This window comes from Streptomyces capoamus (assembly GCF_014654935.1).
In the GTDB taxonomy this organism is placed as follows: domain Bacteria; phylum Actinomycetota; class Actinomycetes; order Streptomycetales; family Streptomycetaceae; genus Streptomyces; species Streptomyces capoamus.
In genome coordinates, this window is record NZ_BNBF01000021.1 from 65,110 (window position 1) to 80,375 (window position 15,266).

Here is a 15,266-nt window from a genome sequence, read left to right on the forward strand (position 1 = left end):
TGTACGAGGGTCCCGTCGGGGAGGCCGTGCGGACCGCGTTCGCCGAGTGCGAGCAGCTGGTGTGCTTCCTGGCCACCGGCGCGGTGGTGCGGCTGCTCGCGCCGCTGCTCGGTGACAAGGCGGCCGACCCCGGTGTGGTCTGCGTGGACGAGGCGGGCCGCTTCGCGGTGTCGCTGGTCGGCGGGCACGGCGGCGGCGCCAACGAACTCGCCCGCGAGGTCGGGGAGGTGCTGGGCGCCGAGCCGGTGGTGACGACGGCGACGGACTCCGCCGGACTGCCGGGTCTGGACACCCTCGGGCTGCCCTACGAGGGTGCGGTCGCCGAGGTCTCCCGGGCCCTGCTGGACGGTGAACCGGTCGCGCTGGAGGCGGAGGTGGCGTGGCCGCTGCCGCCGCTGCCGCTCGCGCCGCAGGGGCCGTACACGATCCGGCTCACCGACCGGGCCGTGCCGCCCGGCGAGCGGGAGGTGCTGCTCCGGCCGCCGTCGCTGGTGGTCGGGGTGGGCGCGTCGAAGGGCGCGCCGGCCGAGGAGGTCCTCGCCCTGGTCGAGGCGGCGCTGCGGGAGGCGGGGCTGTCGCCGCGGTCGGTCGGCGAGCTGGCCACCGTGGACGCCAAGGCGGACGAGCCCGGTCTCGTGGCCGCCGCCGAGCGGCTCGGCGTCCCCCTGGTGACGTATCCGGCCGGGGAACTGGCGGGCGTGGCGGTGCCGAACCCGTCGGCGGCGCCGCTCGCGGCCGTCGGCACCCCGTCCGTCGCCGAGGCCGCCGCCCTGGCGCGCGGCGGTGAACTCCTCGTGCCCAAGCGGAAGTCCGAGCGGGCCGACGGGCAGCCGGCGATGGCGACCTGTGCCGTGGTACGGCGGCCGGCGCGCGGGCGGCTCGCCGTGGTCGGGCTCGGGCCGGGCGCCCGGGACCTGCTCACCCCGCGGGCGGCGGCCGAACTGCGGCGGGCCTCGGTCCTGGTCGGGCTCGACCAGTACGTGGACCAGATCCGCGACCTGCTGCGGCCGGGCACCCGGGTGCTGGAGTCGGGGCTCGGCGCGGAGGAGGAGCGGGCCCGTACGGCGGTCGCGGAGGCCCGCAGGGGGCAGGCGGTGGCGCTGATCGGCAGCGGGGACGCGGGCGTGTACGCCATGGCCTCCCCGGCGCTCGCCGAGGCGTCCGACGACATCGACGTGGTCGGGGTGCCCGGGGTGACGGCCGCGCTGGCCGCCGGGGCGGTGCTGGGCGCGCCGCTGGGCCACGACCACGTGTCCATCAGCCTGTCCGACCTGCACACGCCGTGGGAGGTCATCGAGCGCCGGGTGCGCGCGGCGGCCGAGGCGGACCTCGTCGTCACGTTCTACAACCCGCGCTCGCGGGGCCGCGACTGGCAGCTGCCCAAGGCCCTCGCGATCCTCGCCGGGCACCGTGCGCCGGCCACCCCCGTCGGCGTCGTCCGCAACGCCTCCCGGCCGGACGAGTCCAGCCGGGTCACCACGCTCGCCGGACTCGACCCGGCGACCGTCGACATGATGACGGTCGTCACCGTGGGCAACACCGCGACCCGCACCGTCGCGGGGCGCATGGTCACCCCGCGCGGCTACCGCTGGCAGGAGAGCACCCGGGAGGGGACCCGGTGACCCGGCCCCTCCCCGCTCCCCTGTCCCCCATCCGTCCGTCTCGTCCTCAGGAGATCTCGTGACCACCCCGCCCGCCCTGCTCATCGCCGGACACGGCACCCGTGACGACGCCGGCGCCGAGGCGTTCCGCGACTTCGTCCGGGAGCTGGGGCGCCGCCACCCCGGGCTGCCCGTCGCCGGCGGCTTCATCGAACTGTCCCCGCCGCCGCTGGGCGAGGCCGTCACCGAGCTGGTCGAGCAGGGCGTGCGCCGGTTCGCCGCGGTGCCGCTGATGCTGGTGTCCGCCGGGCACGCCAAGGGTGACATCCCGGCCGCGCTGGCCCGGGAGAAGGAGCGGCACCCGGGCATCTCCTACACCTACGGCCGCCCGCTGGGTCCGCACCCGGCGCTGCTGAGCGTGCTGGAGCGGCGCCTGGACGAGGTGCTGGGCGGCACGGACCGCTCGGAGGTCACCGTGCTGCTGGTCGGGCGCGGTTCGACCGACCCCGACGCGAACGCGGAGGTGCACAAGGCGGCCCGGCTGCTGTGGGAGGGCCGCGGGTACGCCGGGGTCGAGACGGCGTTCGTGTCGCTGGCGGCCCCGGACGTGCCGAGCGGCCTGGACCGGTGCACGGCGCTGGGCGCGCGGCGGATCGTCGTCCTCCCCTACTTCCTGTTCACCGGGATCCTCCCGGACCGGGTGCGGCGGCAGACCGAGGAGTGGGCCGCCGCGCACCCGGCGGCCGACGTGCGCTCCGCCGACGTCATCGGGCCCGAGCCGGAGCTGCTGGACCTGGTGATGGAGCGGTACGAGGAGGCCGTCAAGGGTGATCTGCGGATGAACTGCGACTCCTGCGTGTACCGGATCGCGCTGCCGGGCTTCGAGGACAAGGTGGGCCTGCCGCAGCAGCCGCACTTCCACCCGGACGACGACGACGACCACCACCACGGGCACGGGCACCACCACCACGGGGGGCACTCGCACAGCCATGCGCACTGAGACGGCCGGCGGGACCGGGCACGACCTGCGCCACCACGGGGACGCCGAAGTACGGGACGACGGCGCCGCGTTGACCGACCTCGCCGTCAACGTCCGTGCGGACACGCCTCCGGTGTGGCTCCGCGAGGAGATCGCCGGCTCGCTGTCGTCCCTCGCGGCCTACCCGGACGGGCGGGCCGCGCGGGCGGCGGTGGCGGCGCGGCACGGACTGCCGGTGGAGCGGGTGCTGCTGACGGCGGGTGCGGCGGAGGCGTTCGTGCTGCTCGCCCGGGCGCTGGAGGTGCGCCGGCCGGTCGTGGTGCACCCGCAGTTCACGGAGCCGGAGGCCGCGCTGCGGGACGCCGGGCACACCGTGGACCGGGTGCTGCTGCGGGAGGAGGAGGGCTTCCGGCTGGACCCGGCGGCGGTGCCGGAGGACGCGGACCTGGTGGTGGTCGGCAACCCCACCAATCCGACGTCCGTGCTGCACCCCGCGGAGACGGTGGTCCGGCTCGCCCGGCCGGGGCGGACGCTGGTGGTGGACGAGGCGTTCATGGACGCGGTGCCGGGTGAGCGGGAGGCGCTGGCCGGCCGGACCGGGGTGCCGGGGCTCGTCGTGCTGCGCAGCCTCACCAAGACCTGGGGACTGGCCGGGCTGCGCGTCGGGTACGTGCTGGCCGCCCCGGGGATCATCGCCGAGCTGGAGCGGGCGCAGCCGCTGTGGCCGGTGTCCACGCCGGCGCTGGTCGCCGCGCGGGCCTGCGTGGCGCCGCGGGCACTGGCCGAGGCGGGGCACGCGGCGCACCGCATCGCCGGGGACCGGGCGCACCTGGTGACCGGGCTGGCCGCGTTCGCCGCGCGCGGGGTGCGGGTGGTGGAGCCGGCCGAGGGCCCCTTCGTGCTGGTCCGGATGCCGGACGCGGCGGGCGTACGGCGACGGCTGCGGGCGCTCGGCTACGCGGTGCGGCGGGGGGACACGTTCCCGGGGCTCGGGGAGGACTGGGTGCGGGTCGCCGTGCGGGACCGGGCGACGGTGAACGGCTTCCTGCGGGCCCTGTCCGCCGCGCTGGATCCCTCCGGCTGAGACCGGCCGGCGGCCGGCACCCCGCCCCGCACCCGTGAACGAACGGGCCGGGCCGCACGCGGTGAACGAGCGGGACGGGTCGGCGGTCCCGGACTGCCGCGGCGCGTGGCGGGACGGCCGGCCGCTCGGCGCCGGGGCGTCCGGGTACGCCGGGCCCCGGCCGGGCCGGTAGTCCAGGTGGGCGGCCACCGGGCGCGCGGGCCGCGGGCCGCTCCCCGCCCGGGGCGACGGCCGCGGCCGGGGGGCCGGCGGCTTTCAGTTCCTTCTGCGTCGGGCGACCGTCACCGCTCCCCCGCCCGCCAGCAGCAGGGCCAGCGCGCCGCCCGCGACGTACGGGGTCGCCGGGTCGCCGCCGGTCTGCGCGAGGCCGCCCTGGGGGCGGGGGCCTGCCGGGTCGTGGCCCGGCACCGGCTTGCCGGTCGGCCTGGCCACCGGTGCCTCGCAGCTGGCCCCGGCCAGGGTGACCGTGCCCTCGATCCGCGCCACGTCGAGCTTCGCGGGGTTGACGGACACCTTCAGTTCGAGGGCGGTCGCGGCGGCCGTCCGGGTCGTGGTGCGCCGCTGGGACAGGTCGAGGCGGACCTCGCCGACACCGGGCACCTTCACCTCGGCCGGGCCGCCGGCGGTGAGGGTGACGCGCTTGCCGAGGACCGTGACGGTGCCGAGGACGTTCGCGGCGGCGGTGGGGGCCTCGCCGGTCTCGCAGGTGGCCCGGGCGGTGACCGTGTCGGCCTCGATCAGCGACAGCAGGGGCAGGCCGGGCAGGTGCAGCCGGGCGTGGGCGACCCGGACCGAGCCCTCGGCCCGCCGTCCGGTCACCGTGGCCCTGGCCTCGGCGGCGTCCGCGTCGAGGACGGTGAACGGCCTGCCGCCGTTCACGCCGTCGAGCCGGGCGGACAGCGCGGTGCGGTCGGCGCTGCGCGGGGCCCGGACCTCGTCGAGGGAGACCGCGAGCGGGACGTGCGCGGTCTTGTCGAGCAGGGACACGTCGAGCCCGGTGCGCAGGACGACGGCGGAGGCGCGACCGTGGTCGCCGCTCGCGTGCGCGGCGCCCGCGCCCAGGACCGCGGGCGCCGCGGTGAGGGCGGTGACCGTCGTGAGCGCGGCGAGACGGCGCGCGGGCATGCGGAAGTTGTTGCTGTTCAAGGCGGTGGGACCCCCAGACGGAACCTGCTTGGGACCCGTCAACCTTGTCCCCGGTGTGGGTGAACGGTCAGCCTTCCGGGGTTACTTCACCCGAACGTGGATTTCCCGCACGGCCATGCGAAGGGGCGCTCGCACGGGTCCGCCTACTCGACGACGCGTCCGTTCAGCACGACCCGTCGCGGCGCCGCCAGCACCCGTACGTCGGCCCGGGGATCGGCCTCGTACACGACGAGGTCGGCCGGGGCACCCTCCTCCAGGCCGGGCCGGCCGAGCCAGCGGCGGGCGGCCCAGGTGGTGGCGGCGAGCGCGTCGGCCGGCGGGAGGCCGGCGGTGACCAGTTCGGCGACCTCCCCGGCGACCAGGCCGTGGGCGAGCGAGCCGCCGGCGTCCGTGCCGACGAAGACCGGGATGCCGGCGTCGTAGGCGGCGCGGACGGTGTCGTAGCGCCGCTCGTGCAGCCGGCGCATGTGCGCGGACCAGCGCGGGAACTTCTCTTCGCCGCCGTCGGCGAGCCGGGGGAAGGTGGCGATGTTGACGAGGGTGGGGACGATCGCGACGCCCCGACGGGCGAACAGCGGGATCAGGTCCTCGGTGAGGCCGGTCGCGTGCTCGATGCAGTCGATGCCCGCCTCGACCAGGTCGCGCAGGGAGTTCTCGGCGAAGCAGTGGGCGGTGACGCGGGCGCCGAGCCGGTGGGCCTCGGCGATCGCCGCCTCCACCGCCTCGCGCGGCCAGCAGGGGGCGAGGTCGCCGAGGTCGCGGTCGATCCAGTCGCCGACCAGCTTCACCCAGCCGTCGCCGCGCCGGGCCTCCTGGCGGACGTAGGCGACCAGGTCCTCCGGCTCGACCTCCCAGGCGTAGTTGCGGATGTAGCGCCGGGTGCGGGCGATGTGCCGGCCGGCCCGGATGATCTTCGGGAGGTCGTCCCGGTCGTCGATCCAGCGGGTGTCGGAGGGGGAGCCCGCGTCGCGGATCAGCAGGGTGCCCGCGTCCCGGTCGGTGAGGGCCTGCTTCTCGGCGGTGCCCGCGTCGACGGGGCCGTGCGCGTCGAGGCCGACGTGGCAGTGCGCGTCGACCAGGCCGGGCAGCGCCCAGCCCGTGACGGTCCGCACGTCCCGGGCGCCGGCGGGGCGGTCGTAGGAGATCCGGCCGCCGACGACCCACAGCTCGTCGCGGACGTCGTCCGGCCCCGCCAGGACCCGGCCCTTCACGTGCAGCACGGCGCCATCGCTCATGCACCGCACCCTAACGGCCTACGTCCCGGACTTCCCCACCTGGTCGGAGGTTTCCTCCTCCACCTCGGCCATCGCCGGGTCGAGCAGCCGGGACAGGAAGTGCCGGGTGCGCTCGTGCCGGGGGTCGCCGATCACCCGGTCGGGACGGCCGTCCTCGACGATCACGCCGCCGTCCATGAAGACGACCCGGTCGGCGACCTCGCGCGCGAAGGTCATCTCGTGGGTGACGACCATCATCGTCATGCCCTCCTCGGCGAGCCGGCGCATGACGGCCAGCACGTCGCCGACCAGCTCCGGGTCGAGCGCGGAGGTCGGCTCGTCGAAGAGCATCACCTCGGGGCCCATGGCGAGCGCGCGGGCGATGGCGACGCGCTGCTGCTGGCCGCCGGAGAGCGAGGCCGGGTAGGCGTCCGCCTTCTCGGAAAGGCCGACGCGGGCGAGGTTCTCGGCGGCGACGCGCGCGGCCGTGGCCTTGTCCCGCCCGAGCACCCGGCGCTGCGGCAGCGTGAGGTTCTCGGTGACGTTCAGGTGGGGGAAGAGGTTGAACTGCTGGAAGACCATGCCGATGCGGCGGCGTACGGCGTCGATGTCGACGTCGGGGTCGGTCACCTCGGTGCCGCCGACGAAGACCTGGCCCCGGGTGGGCTCCTCCAGCAGGTTCACGCAGCGCAGCAGCGTCGACTTGCCGGAGCCGGAGGGGCCGATGACGCAGACGACCTCGCCCTGGCCGATCTCCAGGTCGATGCCGCGCAGCACCTCGTTGTCGCCGAAGGACTTGTGCAGTCCGCGGACCTCGATCTCCGGACGGCTCACCGGATCGCCTCCCTGGCCTTGGCTTCCATACGGCGCACGACGAAGCTGAGCGGGATGGTGACCAGCAGGTAGCACAGGCCCGCGACCAGGATCGGCGTGGAGTTGGCGGTCGTACTGGCGAGGTCGCGGCCGAACTTGGACAGTTCCCGCTCCTCCAGGGTGACGCCGAGGAACAGCACCAGCGAGGAGTCCTTGAAGAGCAGGACGAGTTCGTTGGTGAGCGGCGGCAGGATGATCCGGAAGGCCTGCGGGACGATGATGGAGACCATGGCCCGGGCCGGCGAGAAGCCGAGCGAACGGGCCGCCTCCGTCTGCCCCTTGGGCACCGCCTGGATGCCGGCCCGGATGGTCTCGGCCATGTAGGCGGCCGAGACCAGGCCGAGCGCGATGGCTACCTTGCCGTAGGTGCCGCCCGGGATCTCCGTGCCGGGGAAGGCGAGCGGGACGGCCACGCCGACAAAGATGAAGATCAGCAGGGCGGGCAGACCGCGGAAGATCTCGATGTAGACGCCGGCCAGCCAGCGGTACGGGCCCACCGAGGACAGCCGCATCAGCGCGATGACCATGCCGAGGACGAGCCCGACGACGAAGCCGGACAGCGTGTAGAGCACGGTGTTCTTCAGCGCCAGCGTGATGACGTCCGGGAACATCTGCCGGGCGATGTCCGCCTGGGCGAACTGGTTCCGCAGCCGGCCCCAGTCGGCCGTGACCGCGAAGGCGATCACGGCGGCGGCGAAGACGGCGTACTGCACGCCCCGCGAGATGCCGCGCTTCTGCCGCCGGGTCAGGCCCTTCTTCCTCGGTTGCAGTCGTACGTCGGTATCGCTCATGAGGCGGCGGGGGAGGCCACGGACGGGGTGTACGGGCCGATCCACTTCTCGTAGATCTTCTTGTAGGTGCCGTCGGTCTTGGCGTCCTTGAGGGCCTTGTCGATGGCGTCGAGCAGCGCCTTGTTGCCCTTCTTGACGGTGAAGCCGTATTGCTCACCGGTCTTGAGGTTGTCGACGACCTTGAACTTGTCCGCGTTGGCCTTGTCCTTCAGCCAGCCCTGGACGACCGGGTAGTCGATGACGACGGCCTGGACCTGGCCGGTGCGCAGGCCGTTGAGGACGGCGTCGGAGGACTCGAAGGAGATCGGGTCGTAGCCCTTGCCCTTGACGTAGTCCTCGCCGGTGGTCTGCGCCTGGGCGCCGAGCTTCTTGCCCTTGGCCTTGACGTCGGCGAGCGAGCCGATGCCGCTGTTCTTGTCGACCAGGACGGCCTGGGTGGCCTCGAAGTACGGGTCGGAGAAGTCGACGTTCTTCTTGCGCTCGGCGGTGATGGTCATGCCGGCGGCGGCCAGGTCGCACTCGCCCGAGTTGAGGAAGGCACCGGTCTTGAAGTTCTCGAAGGGCGTGTCGAGGATCTGCTGCTTGACGCCGAGGTTCTTGGCCACGAGGTCGATGAGGGAGACGTCGAAGCCCTGCACCTTGCCGTTCACCTCGGACTGGAACGGCGGGTAGGGCAGGTGGGTGCAGGTGGTCAGCTGACCGGCCTTGGCGAGGTGGACGCCCTTGACGGTGGTCTTGCCGCTCCCCGAGTCGCTGGAGGAGCAGCCGGCCGCGACGAGCACGAGTGCGGCGGTCGCGGTGGTGGCGGCCAGGATGCGGGTCCGGCGCCCTGCGAGCGTTTTCATGGGGGAGATCTCCTGTGGGGGAACTATGGCTTCCGATTATAAGGAAGGGTTTGAGTCTCTCAAATCAAACCGATGGTTACGAGGGCTTTCCGCCTAGGATCGGTGGAGTCGACCTCCCCGAGCGAAGAGAGCACCGCCGTGACCCACCCCTTCCTCGACCTGCCCCCGCTCACCGCCGAGCGTTTCGCCGCCATCGAGGACGGCGTGGCCCGGTTGCTGGACACGCGGCAGGACGTCCTGATCACGCAGGGCGAGGCTCTGCTGCCGCTGGAGGGGGCGATCCGCGCGGCGGCCGGTCCGGGCACGGTGGCGCTGAACGTGATCACGGGCCCGTACGGCCAGACCTTCGGCGGGTGGCTGCGCGACGCCGGCGCCACGGTGCACGACCTCTCCGTCCCCTTCCACACGGCGGTGAGCGCCGAGCAGGTCCGGGAGGCCTTCGCCGAGCACCCGGACATCGACTTCGTGTCGCTGGTGCACGCGGAGGCGGCGACCGGCAACACCAATCCGGTCGCGGAGATCGGCGAGGCGGTACGGGCGCAGGGCGCCCTCTTCTACCTGGACGCGGTGGCCTCCGTGGGTGCGGAGCCGGTGCTGCCGGACGCCTGGGGCGTGGACCTGTGCGTGATCGGGGCGCAGAAGGCGATGGGCGGCCCGGCCGGGGTGTCGGCGATCTCGGTGAGCGAGCGGGCGTGGGCCCGGATGGCCGCCAACCCGAACGCCCCGCGCCGCTCCTACCTGTCCCTGCTGGACTGGAAGGAGCGCTGGACCGACGCCGGGCGCAAGGCACTGCCGCACGCCCCGGCCCAGCTGGAGATGCTGGCGCTGGAGGCGTGCCTGGAGCGGATCGAGTCGGCGGGCCTGGAGACCGTGATGGCCCGGCACCGGCGCGCCGCGCTGGCCACGCGGGCCGGCGCGGTGGCGCTGGGCGCCGGCCTGGAGCCGTACGTGCACGAGGAGCGGCACGCGGCCCCGGTCGCCACGACGCTGCGGGCGCCGTCCGCGGCGGCGGCCTCGGACCTGGTGGCCCGCGCGCTGGCGGCGGACCCGGGGCTGCCGCTGGCGGCCGGGGGCGGCGCCCTGGCCAAGGAGATGATCCGGGTCAACCACTACGGCCCCGACGCGACCGGGGACGCGGTCCACCGCGCGCTGGACGCCCTGGGCGCGGCCCTCGCGGAGCTGGGCCTGCCGGCGGACCCGGCCGCCGCCCGCCGGGCCGCGGCGGGCGCCTGGCGGTGACGGGCGCCTGGCGGTGACGGGCGCTCCGCCCTCACCCCGCGTCATACGGAAAACGGCTCGCGCACACCGCGCGGGCCGTTTTCACATCTCGAATTCCAATTACTTTCACAATCTCCGCCTATTCCGCTCGCATTCCGCGGACGATAGCTTCCCGTCTTCTTCTGCCCGGTTTTTGCAGAGCTAAACAGCGAAGTTCATCGGCAGGTTTCCGATGGTTTCCGTGATGTGACAGGGTCCACAGCGCGACCTATTTGTACCGATTTTTCGTGGGTCATATCGGGCATACCGCCGAGCCGCTGCGCGACCCGGTGAACCACTCCCGTGCATTTTCTAATTCGCCTCGCTAAATTCGTGCCGCATGACTGCCGCACCAGCAGACCTGCTCATCGAACGACCGGCGACGACCGACGGACCCGCGCTCTGGCGTCTCGCCAAGGACTCCAAAACCCTCGACCTGAACTCCTCCTACAGCTATCTGCTGTGGTGCCGGGACTTCGCCGGCACCTCGGTGGTGGCACGCGGTGCGGACGGGGAGCCGGTCGGCTTCGTCACCGGATACCTGCGGCCGGGCCGCCCCCACACCCTGTTCATCTGGCAGGTGGCCGTCGACCCCGGGCACCAGGGCCTGGGCATCGCCGCCCGGCTGCTGGACGGACTGACCGCCCGGCTCGCCGCCGAGCACGGCATCACCGAGGTGGAGACCACCATCACACCCGGCAACACCGCCTCCGAGCGGCTGTTCACCTCGTTCGCCGAGCGGCACGGCGCCGGGGTCACCCGTGAGGTGCTCCTGCCCGCCGACCTGTTCCCGGACGGCCCGCACGACCCCGAAGTCCTGTACCGCATCGGCCCGCTGACCGACTTCACCGCCCACTGAGGAGCGATTCACCGTGACCATCACCCAGCCCGACCTGAGCGTCTTCGAGACCCTGGAGTCCGAGGTGCGCAGCTACTGCCGTGGCTGGCCCACCGTCTTCGACCGCGCCCAGGGCAGCCGGATGTACGACGAGGACGGTCATGCGTACCTCGACTTCTTCGCCGGTGCCGGCTCGCTCAACTACGGTCACAACAACCCCGTGCTGAAACGGGCGTTGATCGACTACCTGGAGCGTGACGGCGTCACGCACGGCCTGGACATGTCGACCACGGCGAAGCGGTCGTTCCTGCGGGCCTTCCAGGACCTGGTGCTGCGCCCGCGCGACCTGCCGTACAAGGTCATGTTCCCGGGCCCGACGGGCACCAACGCGGTGGAGTCGGCGCTGAAGCTGGCGCGGAAGGTGAAGGGGCGCGAGGCGATCGTGTCGTTCACCAACGCCTTCCACGGCATGTCGCTGGGATCGCTGGCCGTGACCGGCAACGCGTTCAAGCGGGCCGGTGCCGGGGTCCCGCTGGTGCACGGCACGCCGATGCCGTTCGACAACTACTTCGACGGCACCGTCCCGGACTTCCTCTGGTTCGAGCGGCTGCTGGAGGACCAGGGGTCGGGTCTGAACCGGCCGGCCGCGGTGATCGTGGAGACGGTGCAGGGCGAGGGCGGCATCAACGTCGCCCGCCCGGAGTGGCTGCGCGCGCTCAAGGAGCTGTGCGAGCGGCAGGACATGCTGCTGATCGTCGACGACATCCAGATGGGCTGCGGCCGTACCGGTGCCTTCTTCTCCTTCGAGGAGGCCGGGATCACCCCGGACATCGTCACCGTGTCGAAGTCGATCAGCGGTTACGGGCTGCCGATGTCGCTGTGCCTGTTCCGGCCCGAGCTGGACGTGTGGGAGCCGGGCGAGCACAACGGCACCTTCCGCGGCAACAACCCCGCCTTCGTCACCGCCACCGCCGCGCTCGAGACCTACTGGACCGACGGCTCCGCCATGGAGAAGCAGACCCGCACGCGGGGCGAACAGGTCGAACAGGCCCTCATCTCCATCACCGAGGAGAACCTCGCCGACGTGAAGGAGTACCGCGGACGCGGTCTCGTGTGGGGCCTGGAGTTCCGCGACAAGGAGCGGGCCTCGCGGGTGGCGCGCCGCGCCTTCGAGCTCGGACTGCTCATCGAGACGTCCGGCCCCGAGAGCGAGGTCGTCAAGCTGCTGCCCGCCCTCACCATCACCCCCGACGAGCTGGACGAGGGCCTGAGCGTCCTGGCCCGGGCCGTCCGGGAAACCGCCTGACAGCAAGGAGGAAGCGCACCCCATGATCGTCCGATCCTTCAAGGACGTCGAAGGCACCGACCGGCACGTCAGGGCCAAGTCCGGCACCTGGGAGAGCAAGCGGATCGTCCTCGCCCAGGAGCGGGTCGGCTTCTCCCTGCACGAAACGATTCTCTACGCCGGGACGGAGACGTCGATGTGGTACGCCAACCACATCGAGGCCGTCGTCTGCACCCAGGGCGAAGCCGAACTCACCGACCACGAGGCCGGGAAGACCTACACCATCACCCCCGGCACCATGTACCTCCTCGACGGGCACGAGCGGCACACGCTGCGCGTCAAGGAGGACTTCCACTGCATCTGCGTCTTCAACCCGCCGGTCACCGGCCGGGAGGACCACGACGAGAACGGCGTCTACCCGCTGCTCACCGAGCCCGAGGAGGTGTGACGCACGATGGCCACCGCCACCGTCACCGACCTGTACCCCACCCGCGGCACCGGCGAGGTGACCGCCCCCCGCCAGGACCCGGTCGTCTGGGGCTCTCCCGACACCCCCGGCCCGATCCCGGCCGCCGACCTCCAGGCGTACGAGCGGGACGGCTTCCTCGCCGTCGACCAGCTGATCATCCCGAGCGAGGTCGAGGTGTACCGGCGTGAGCTGGACCGGCTGGTCGCCGACCCGGCGGTCCGCGCCGACGAGCGCTCCGTCGTGGAGCCGAAGTCGCAGGAGATCCGCTCGGTCTTCGAGGTGCACCGGATCAGTGAGGTGTTCGCGGAGCTGGTCCGCGATCCGCGCGTGGTCGGCCGGGCCCGGCAGATCCTCGGCTCGGACGTGTACGTCCACCAGTCCCGGATCAACGTCAAGCCGGGCTTCGGCGCCAGCGGCTTCTACTGGCACTCGGACTTCGAGACCTGGCACGCCGAGGACGGCCTGCCGAACATGCGCACGGTGTCCGTCTCGATCGCGCTGACCGAGAACCACGACACCAACGGCGGCCTGATGATCATGCCGGGTTCGCACCGGACGTTCCTGGGCTGCGCCGGTGCCACGCCGAAGGACAACTACAAGAAGTCGTTGCAGATGCAGGACGCGGGCACGCCGTCCGACGAGGCGCTGACCGCGCTGGCGAGCGAGTACGGCATCCGGCTGTTCACCGGCAGGGCCGGCTCGGCGACCTGGTTCGACTGCAACTGCATGCACGGCTCCGGCGACAACATCACGCCGTTCCCGCGCAGCAACGTCTTCATCGTGTTCAACAGCGTGGAGAACACCGCGGTGGAGCCGTTCGCGGCGCCCGTGCGCCGGCCGGAGTACATCGGGGCGAGGGACTTCACCCCGGTGCGCTAGCCGCCCCATGGACACCGGGCCGGGGCCTCCTCGTGTGGGACGGGAGGCCCCGGCCCGGTCATGTCAGCCGGACAGCGCGTCCAGCAGCCGGTCCACGTCCGCTGCCGTGCTGTAGAGGTGGAACGCCGCGCGCAGGTGGCCGGCGCGGTCGGAGACCTCGATGCCCGCCGCGCTCAGCTCCGGCTGCCGGAAGCCGAGTCCGGGGACGGAGACGATCGCCGAGCCGGGGGCGGGCACCGGCTCGTGTCCGAGCGCGGCGAGTCCCGCCCGGAACCGCTCGGCCAGGGCGACGTCGTGGGCGTGCACGGCGTCCACGCCGAGTTCCTCGATCAGCTCCAGCGAGCGCCGCAGTCCCGCGTAGGTGAACAGGGCGTGGGTGAGGTCGAACCGGCGTGCGGAACGCGCGAGTTCGGCGACCGGGCCGTAGCAGCTGTCCCACGGCCGCTCCGCGGCGACCCAGCCCGCGAGCAGCGGGGTCAGTCCGCCGAAGTCCTCGGGGACGGTGAGGAAGGCCGCGCCGTGCGGGCCGAGCAGCCACTTGAAGGTGACGGCGGCGGTGAAGTCGTAGGCGTCCGCGTCCATCGGCAGCCAGCCGGCGGCCTGCGAGAAGTCGACGTAGGTGCGGGTGCCGTGGGCGCGGGCGGCCTCGCGCAGGGCGGGCAGGTCGGCGATCCGCCCGTCGGCGGACTGGGCGGCGCTGACCGCGACCAGCGCGGTGCCCGGGCGGACGGAGTCGGCGATCCGCTCCAGCGGGACCGCGCGGACCTTGAGGTCGCCGCGGACGTGGAACGGGTTGAGCACCGAGGTGAAGTCGTCCTCGGCGGTGAGGACTTCGGCGCCCGGGGGCAGCGAGGCGGCGATCACGCCGGTGTGCGCGGCGACCGAGGCGCCCGCCGCGACCCGGTCGGCGGGGACGCCGGCGAGCCGGCCGTACGCGGCCCGGCTCGCCTCCACGTCCTCGTACAGCGGGGTCAGCGGCCGGCCCTCGGCCCGCAGCAGCGCCGCCTCCTGGAGGGCGGCGACGGCACGGGCGGGCAGCAGGCCGTTGCTCGCGGTGTTGAGGTAGCTGCTCCTCGGACGGAATTCGGCGCGGACGAGGCTCTCGAACGTCTCCGTGGTTGCCATGGGTCCACTCTGCGGGCCGGTGGAACCTCCCGTCCATCGCGAACTTTTACGCGGCTCCTCTTAGCGCTGCTTATACGACCGCGGCGACCTGGGGTTTCACCCGTTCTGCGGGACTGCGCACCCGTCCGGTCCGCAGGCCTCGGCGTCCCCCCGGCCGACCGGCTGCAGCGGGGAGCGGTCGCCCCAGGCCTGGGCCAGCGCCTGGGTGAAGACCTCGGCGGGCTGGGCACCGGAGACACCGTACGTCCGGTCCAGGACGAAGAACGGCACGCCGGTGGCGCCGAGCCGGGCGGCCTCACGCTCGTCGGCGCGGACCTCTTCGGCGTACGCGTCGGGGTCGGCGAGCACCGCTCGGGCGGCGCCGGCGTCCAGACCGGCCTCGGCGGCCAGCTCCACCAGGCGGTCGGCGCCCTCGGTGAAGACGGACCGCTCCTCGGCGAAGTTCGCCCGGTAGAGGATCCCGACCAGCCGGTCCTGCCGGCCGTGCTCCTTGGCGAAGTGCAGCAGGCGGTGCATGTCGAAGGTGTTGCCGTGGTCGCGGCCCCGGGTGCGGTAGTCCAGGCCCTCGGCGGCGGCCTGCGCGCCCAGGTTGTCCTCGCCGGCCTGGGCCTGCGCCTCGCTCATGCCGTACTTCCCGGTCAGCATGGTGATGACCGGCTGGACGTCGCCCTTGGCGCGGCCCGGGTCCAGCTCGAAGGAGCGGTGCACCACCTCGACCCGGTCGCGGTGCGGGAAGGCAGCCAGCGCCTTCTCGAAGCGGGCCTTGCCCACATAGCACCAGGGGCAGGCTTGGACCAACGAAGCCACAACCGCTCTGACCTGGGGTTCTTAACCAAACCGCTCGTGAATCGTGAAGGATTCGCCGAGTGGAAGAACCACA

15 protein-coding genes are annotated in these 15,266 nt (G+C 73.1%); 8 read left to right on the top strand and 7 right to left on the bottom strand.

The features are described from left to right. The 3 genes from cobJ to cobC form a co-directional block, all read left to right on the top strand. Nucleotides 1-1,622, top strand: a 1,622-nt coding sequence (gene cobJ, locus IE312_RS28435) for a precorrin-3B C(17)-methyltransferase (protein WP_229900533.1), incomplete at its 5' end; no start/stop codon positions are given. Between the two features lie 58 nt (nucleotides 1,623-1,680). After that, nucleotides 1,681-2,601, top strand: a complete 921-nt coding sequence (locus tag IE312_RS28440; protein WP_189985158.1) for a sirohydrochlorin chelatase — start codon at nucleotides 1,681-1,683, stop codon at nucleotides 2,599-2,601. After that, nucleotides 2,591-3,664, top strand: coding sequence for an Rv2231c family histidinol phosphate aminotransferase CobC (gene cobC / locus IE312_RS28445; protein WP_189985159.1), 1,074 nt, complete (start codon nucleotides 2,591-2,593; stop codon nucleotides 3,662-3,664). Before IE312_RS28440 ends, cobC begins: the two co-directional genes overlap by 11 nt. 255 nt (nucleotides 3,665-3,919) lie before the next feature. Here cobC and IE312_RS28450 read toward each other — a convergent pair whose 3' ends face one another. The 5 genes from IE312_RS28450 to IE312_RS28470 form a co-directional block, all read right to left on the bottom strand. Next, on the bottom strand, nucleotides 3,920-4,810 hold the full coding sequence (locus tag IE312_RS28450) for an SCO1860 family LAETG-anchored protein (RefSeq protein WP_189985160.1): 891 nt from the start codon (nucleotides 4,808-4,810) through the stop codon (nucleotides 3,920-3,922). Nucleotides 4,811-4,953: 143 nt separating this feature from the next. Next, entirely contained in the window at nucleotides 4,954-6,045 is a 1,092-nt protein-coding gene (locus IE312_RS28455) for an amidohydrolase family protein (RefSeq protein ID WP_189985161.1), read from the bottom strand. Nucleotides 6,046-6,063: 18 nt separating this feature from the next. Then, nucleotides 6,064-6,858: an amino acid ABC transporter ATP-binding protein gene (locus tag IE312_RS28460; protein WP_189985162.1), complete on the bottom strand. Its 795-nt coding sequence runs from the start codon at nucleotides 6,856-6,858 to the stop codon at nucleotides 6,064-6,066. Beyond that, the gene (locus tag IE312_RS28465; protein ID WP_189985163.1) at nucleotides 6,855-7,688 is read right to left on the bottom strand and encodes an amino acid ABC transporter permease; all 834 of its coding nucleotides are present in this window, start codon (nucleotides 7,686-7,688) and stop codon (nucleotides 6,855-6,857) included. Before IE312_RS28465 ends, IE312_RS28460 begins: the two co-directional genes overlap by 4 nt. Continuing rightward, complete coding sequence (locus IE312_RS28470; protein ID WP_189985164.1) at nucleotides 7,685-8,533, bottom strand: transporter substrate-binding domain-containing protein; 849 nt, start codon at nucleotides 8,531-8,533, stop codon at nucleotides 7,685-7,687. The genes IE312_RS28465 and IE312_RS28470 overlap by 4 nt, the downstream gene beginning before the upstream one ends. A 138-nt stretch (nucleotides 8,534-8,671) precedes the next feature. On the opposite strand from IE312_RS28470, the gene IE312_RS28475 reads away from it, so the two are divergent. From IE312_RS28475 to thpD, 5 genes are all read left to right on the top strand, one after another. Beyond that, a complete protein-coding gene (locus IE312_RS28475; RefSeq protein WP_189985165.1) occupies nucleotides 8,672-9,772 on the top strand; it encodes a pyridoxal-phosphate-dependent aminotransferase family protein in 1,101 nt (366 codons plus the stop codon). Between the two features lie 358 nt (nucleotides 9,773-10,130). Continuing rightward, nucleotides 10,131-10,649, top strand: a complete 519-nt coding sequence (ectA, locus tag IE312_RS28480) for a diaminobutyrate acetyltransferase (protein ID WP_189985166.1) — start codon at nucleotides 10,131-10,133, stop codon at nucleotides 10,647-10,649. A 13-nt stretch (nucleotides 10,650-10,662) separates the two neighbouring features. Further along, nucleotides 10,663-11,934 carry a diaminobutyrate--2-oxoglutarate transaminase gene (gene ectB, locus IE312_RS28485; protein WP_189985167.1) on the top strand — a complete coding sequence of 424 codons (1,272 nt, stop codon included), beginning with the start codon at nucleotides 10,663-10,665 and terminating at the stop codon, nucleotides 11,932-11,934. A gap of 22 nt (nucleotides 11,935-11,956) precedes the next feature. Continuing rightward, nucleotides 11,957-12,361, top strand: a complete 405-nt coding sequence (locus IE312_RS28490; protein WP_189985168.1) for an ectoine synthase — start codon at nucleotides 11,957-11,959, stop codon at nucleotides 12,359-12,361. A gap of 6 nt (nucleotides 12,362-12,367) precedes the next feature. Next, complete coding sequence (gene thpD, locus IE312_RS28495; RefSeq protein ID WP_189985169.1) at nucleotides 12,368-13,261, top strand: ectoine hydroxylase; 894 nt, start codon at nucleotides 12,368-12,370, stop codon at nucleotides 13,259-13,261. 63 nt (nucleotides 13,262-13,324) lie between these two features. On the opposite strand, the gene IE312_RS28500 is transcribed toward thpD, so the two are convergent. Then, nucleotides 13,325-14,386, bottom strand: a complete 1,062-nt coding sequence (locus IE312_RS28500; protein ID WP_189985170.1) for an aminotransferase class V-fold PLP-dependent enzyme — start codon at nucleotides 14,384-14,386, stop codon at nucleotides 13,325-13,327. A gap of 96 nt (nucleotides 14,387-14,482) precedes the next feature. Further along, the gene (locus tag IE312_RS28505; protein ID WP_189985171.1) at nucleotides 14,483-15,193 is read right to left on the bottom strand and encodes a DsbA family oxidoreductase; all 711 of its coding nucleotides are present in this window, start codon (nucleotides 15,191-15,193) and stop codon (nucleotides 14,483-14,485) included. Nucleotides 15,194-15,266: the final 73 nt, after the last annotated feature.

What these genes read in the sequence shown, in the direction of transcription:
- IE312_RS28455 (WP_189985161.1), bottom strand. Translation starts at nt 6,045, where the DNA reads ATGAGCGATGGCGCCGTGCTGCACGTGAAGGGCCGGGTCCTGGCGGGG.
- IE312_RS28465 (WP_189985163.1), bottom strand. Translation starts at nt 7,688, where the DNA reads ATGAGCGATACCGACGTACGACTGCAACCGAGGAAGAAGGGCCTGACC.
- IE312_RS28500 (WP_189985170.1), bottom strand. Translation starts at nt 14,386, where the DNA reads ATGGCAACCACGGAGACGTTCGAGAGCCTCGTCCGCGCCGAATTCCGT.
- IE312_RS28490 (WP_189985168.1), top strand. Translation starts at nt 11,957, where the DNA reads ATGATCGTCCGATCCTTCAAGGACGTCGAAGGCACCGACCGGCACGTC.
- thpD (WP_189985169.1), top strand. Translation starts at nt 12,368, where the DNA reads ATGGCCACCGCCACCGTCACCGACCTGTACCCCACCCGCGGCACCGGC.
- ectA (WP_189985166.1), top strand. Translation starts at nt 10,131, where the DNA reads ATGACTGCCGCACCAGCAGACCTGCTCATCGAACGACCGGCGACGACC.
- cobC (WP_189985159.1), top strand. Translation starts at nt 2,591, where the DNA reads ATGCGCACTGAGACGGCCGGCGGGACCGGGCACGACCTGCGCCACCAC.
- IE312_RS28470 (WP_189985164.1), bottom strand. Translation starts at nt 8,533, where the DNA reads ATGAAAACGCTCGCAGGGCGCCGGACCCGCATCCTGGCCGCCACCACC.